The organism is Roseiarcus sp. (genome assembly GCF_052145395.1).
Taxonomy (GTDB): Bacteria; Pseudomonadota; Alphaproteobacteria; order Rhizobiales; family Beijerinckiaceae; genus Roseiarcus.
Map to the genome: position 1 here is coordinate 1 of NZ_JBKQOT010000478.1, position 3,169 is coordinate 3,169.

The 3,169-nt window shown below is 62.9% G+C and carries 2 protein-coding genes and 1 pseudogene; 2 read left to right on the top strand and 1 reads right to left on the bottom strand.

The annotated features are described in order from the left end of the window. Positions 1-137 precede the first annotated feature (137 nt). Positions 138-521: a BON domain-containing protein gene (locus ACLP25_RS16285; protein ID WP_442470229.1), complete on the bottom strand. Its 384-nt coding sequence runs from the start codon at positions 519-521 to the stop codon at positions 138-140. Positions 522-926: 405 nt separating this feature from the next. Here ACLP25_RS16285 and rpoH point away from each other — a divergent pair. Together rpoH and ACLP25_RS16295 are read left to right on the top strand one after the other, a co-directional pair. After that, positions 927-1,814, top strand: a pseudogene (gene rpoH, locus ACLP25_RS16290) (RNA polymerase sigma factor RpoH); the annotation flags it as partial. A gap of 338 nt (positions 1,815-2,152) precedes the next feature. Beyond that, the coding region (locus tag ACLP25_RS16295; RefSeq protein WP_442470230.1) for a TRAP transporter substrate-binding protein at positions 2,153-3,169 on the top strand (1,017 nt) is incomplete at its 3' end.

The window sequence follows — 3,169 nt, forward strand, 5'->3', positions numbered from 1 at the left end:
CTCCGGCCTCCTCGACCGCGACATGGCTCGCGTGGATCGCAGCGTTGCGCTGGAACGCATTCTCGATCTTTCTCTTGACGGCGGCAGGCGTCGCGGTTGGCTTGATCTGGATCAGATTGGTCACCCCTTGACGCCCTTCAGTCGGCGCACCGCGTGCGCAGCGTCTTGCTTCTCGAACTACCACTTGGCGACGCGACCCATCCGTTCTGAACGGACGCCTTGATGCTCGTCGCGGCCGGCGCCCAGAACTTGATCGCTGCGGCCGCGTCATGGGCGATGTCGGGATCGGGACGTTGATCGAATCGCGGAAGACGGACCTCAATCTCATTGGCCAGCCCGACGACCCCGGAAACGCGTTTCGCGGACGCCTCAGCGTCAAACTTGTCCCTGAACCGCTTGACGAATCCGGCGATCTCGACGGTTCCGTTCGTGACTCTGACCGCGATGTCAGTCGCGTCGGCGTCGACCGACCAGCGAATTTCATCCTCAACGTCTCGTTTGATTTCGTTGTCGGATCTCACGACTCTGCTCCACGGACTGATACGGTTCGCGTTCAGCCTGCGAAATCTGACAGCAGGCGGCTAATAGCCAAGGGCGCTGTCATCCGCGTAGGCAGGCAGCTCCATGATCGACACGGTGGCGGCTGCCCCGCACGCAAACGTAAGGGCCACCAGCAGAACAAGCACTTTGCGCATCGGCGCCTCCGATCCGCGCTCCCATGCGACAGCGTCACTCAGGGCGCGTGGAGGAGATGGGGTCGCTCGCCTTGGAGAGCAGCCTGAAACTTCTGACAGCGATCCCTTCCGGCCTTGGGGTCGGGCAGATTTCGCAGGCTGACTCGACCGCGTCTCAGGGCGATGCTCAGCGGCGTTCGAGGGTCGCTGCCAGGCCGCGACCGAACGTCCGCAAGACCAACGGAGAGGACAATGGCGAACCGCATGCTTCCAGCTCTCGCGGCCGATCCGGGCCTCGCACGGTATCTCGACGACATCCGCAGATTTCCTATCCTCGACGCGCGCGAGGAGCAGGCGCTTGCTCGGCGCTGCCACGACTCCGGCGATTGCGTCGCCGCGAACAAGCTGGTGACTTCGCACCTCCGGCTCGTCGCCAAGATTGCAATGGCCTACCGCGGCTATGGCCTGCCGATTGCCGAGATTAATTCCGAAGGGGCTCTCGGGCTGCTCCAGGCAGTGAGGCGTTTTGACGCAGACCGCGGGTTCCGTCTCGCCACTTACGCCACGTTTTGGATCAGAGCGGCGATCCAGGATTACATCCTGCGTTCCTGGTCGCTGGTGAAGGTCGCGACGACAGCCAGCCAGAGGAGACTCTTCTTCAATCTGCGCAAGACCAAGGCGCGCATCGCCGCCCTCGACGATGATCTTCGCGCCAGTCAGGTCGCGCAGATCGCACGCCGGCTCGGCGTCTCCGAGAAGGACGTCAACGAGATGAATCCGCGCCTTCATGGCGACGTCTCGCTGAACGTCTCGCCAAACAGGGAAGGTGAGGGCGAGTGGCAGGACTTGCTCGCCGACGAGTCGGAGAGCCAGGAGGCGGTCCTTCTAGAGCAGGACGAGCGGCGCAACCGGGCCGCCGCGCTTCAGGAAGCGCTGTCTGCGCTTGCTCCGCGCGAGCGGCGCATCTTCGTGGCCCGTCGACTGGCGGACGACCCGATAACGCTCGATCGGCTGTCGATCGAGTTTCGCGTCTCGCGGGAGCGCGTGCGCCAGATTGAACGACGCGTCTTCGAAAAGGTGCAGGCGGCGGCCAAAAAAAGCCTCGCAGAGCGCGAGGCGCCGCCTACGATCTTGGCTGCCCGGGCGGCTCCGCACGAGCGGACTTCCGCCAAGGTCGCGCCCTGCGCCATCTTGTCGGAATCGACGCAAACTCAACCCAGGGTGACGCCGCGATTCAGCGTATCGAGGGGGCGTCGTTTGGGCCGAAATCATGCTTTTTCGGCCGGCGGGTCCCCTCGGGAATCGCCCCGGCGCTGCGAAGGCGGATCGCGTCCTCCACGCGAGCGCCTGCAAGCAGGTGACGTACGATGACGCCTGGATCGAGACGAGCATTCTTGGCCCGCGCCGGAATCATGGCGGCCGGTGCAACGTTGGCGGCCCCGGCGGTCGCCGATCCTTCGCCCAAGATCAATTGGACCATGACATCCGCGTTCCCGCCGTCTCTCGATCTGGTCCACAGCGGAGCCAAGACTTTTGTCGCCGCTATTTCGGACACGACCGACGGAGGGCTGACAATCGCGGTTCAGCCTCCTGGAGCAGTTGGTTCTCCAGTCGACGCCATGGACGCGGTCGCCGCCGGGAAGGCGGACCGTGCGCACACCTCTCTTTGCTATGCGTCGACGAACAATCCCGCCTACCTCTTCGGATCCGGCGCGCCGTTCGGCATGAACGCAAGGCAGCACGGAGCTTGGCTGAAGGTCGGGGGCGGAAACGAACTCATCGACAACCTCTTGGCGGAACGCGGTCTGATCGCGATGCTAATGGGAAGCACCGGCGGCCAGATGGCGGGTTGGTTCCGGAAAGAATTGCACAGCGTCGCGGACCTCGCTGGCATGAAGGTTCGGATCGACGGTTTTGCCGGGAGAGTTCTCGAAATGCGCGGCACAACGCCGGTCGCCCTGCCAAAGGACAGGATCCTCGAGGCGCTAGCGCAAGGATCCCTTGACGCGTTTGAAGGTTTTGCTCCGTACGACGACGAAAAATTCCGCAGCGTTACGGACCCTGCGCATCTAATCTCGTCCTTCGCCCCCTACTACTATTTTCCCGGATGGTGGAAGGGAGAGATGCAGCTGCATTTGCTGGTATCGAAACAAAAGTTCGCTGACCTGCCGAAAGCCTACCGCGCGGCGCTCAGATCGGCGGCAGCGCTCGCGGACAATGGCGTCCGCGCGCAATACGACGCTGCGAACCCGATAGCGTTGAAACGGCTCGCCAGGGGTGGCGCGGGACTGCGCCTTTTTCCGCAGGAAATCCTCGAGGCCTTCTTTCAGGCGACAAACGAACTCTACGCTCAATTGAGTCAGCAAGACGCGAAGTTCAAGGCGATTGCGGAATCCTACATGGCCTTCCGCTCGGACGAGGATCTCTGGTGGCGTGTCGCGGAATATTCGTTCGATCGATTTCGCGAATCTGGTTCTCGATGTCGGATTAGAGCC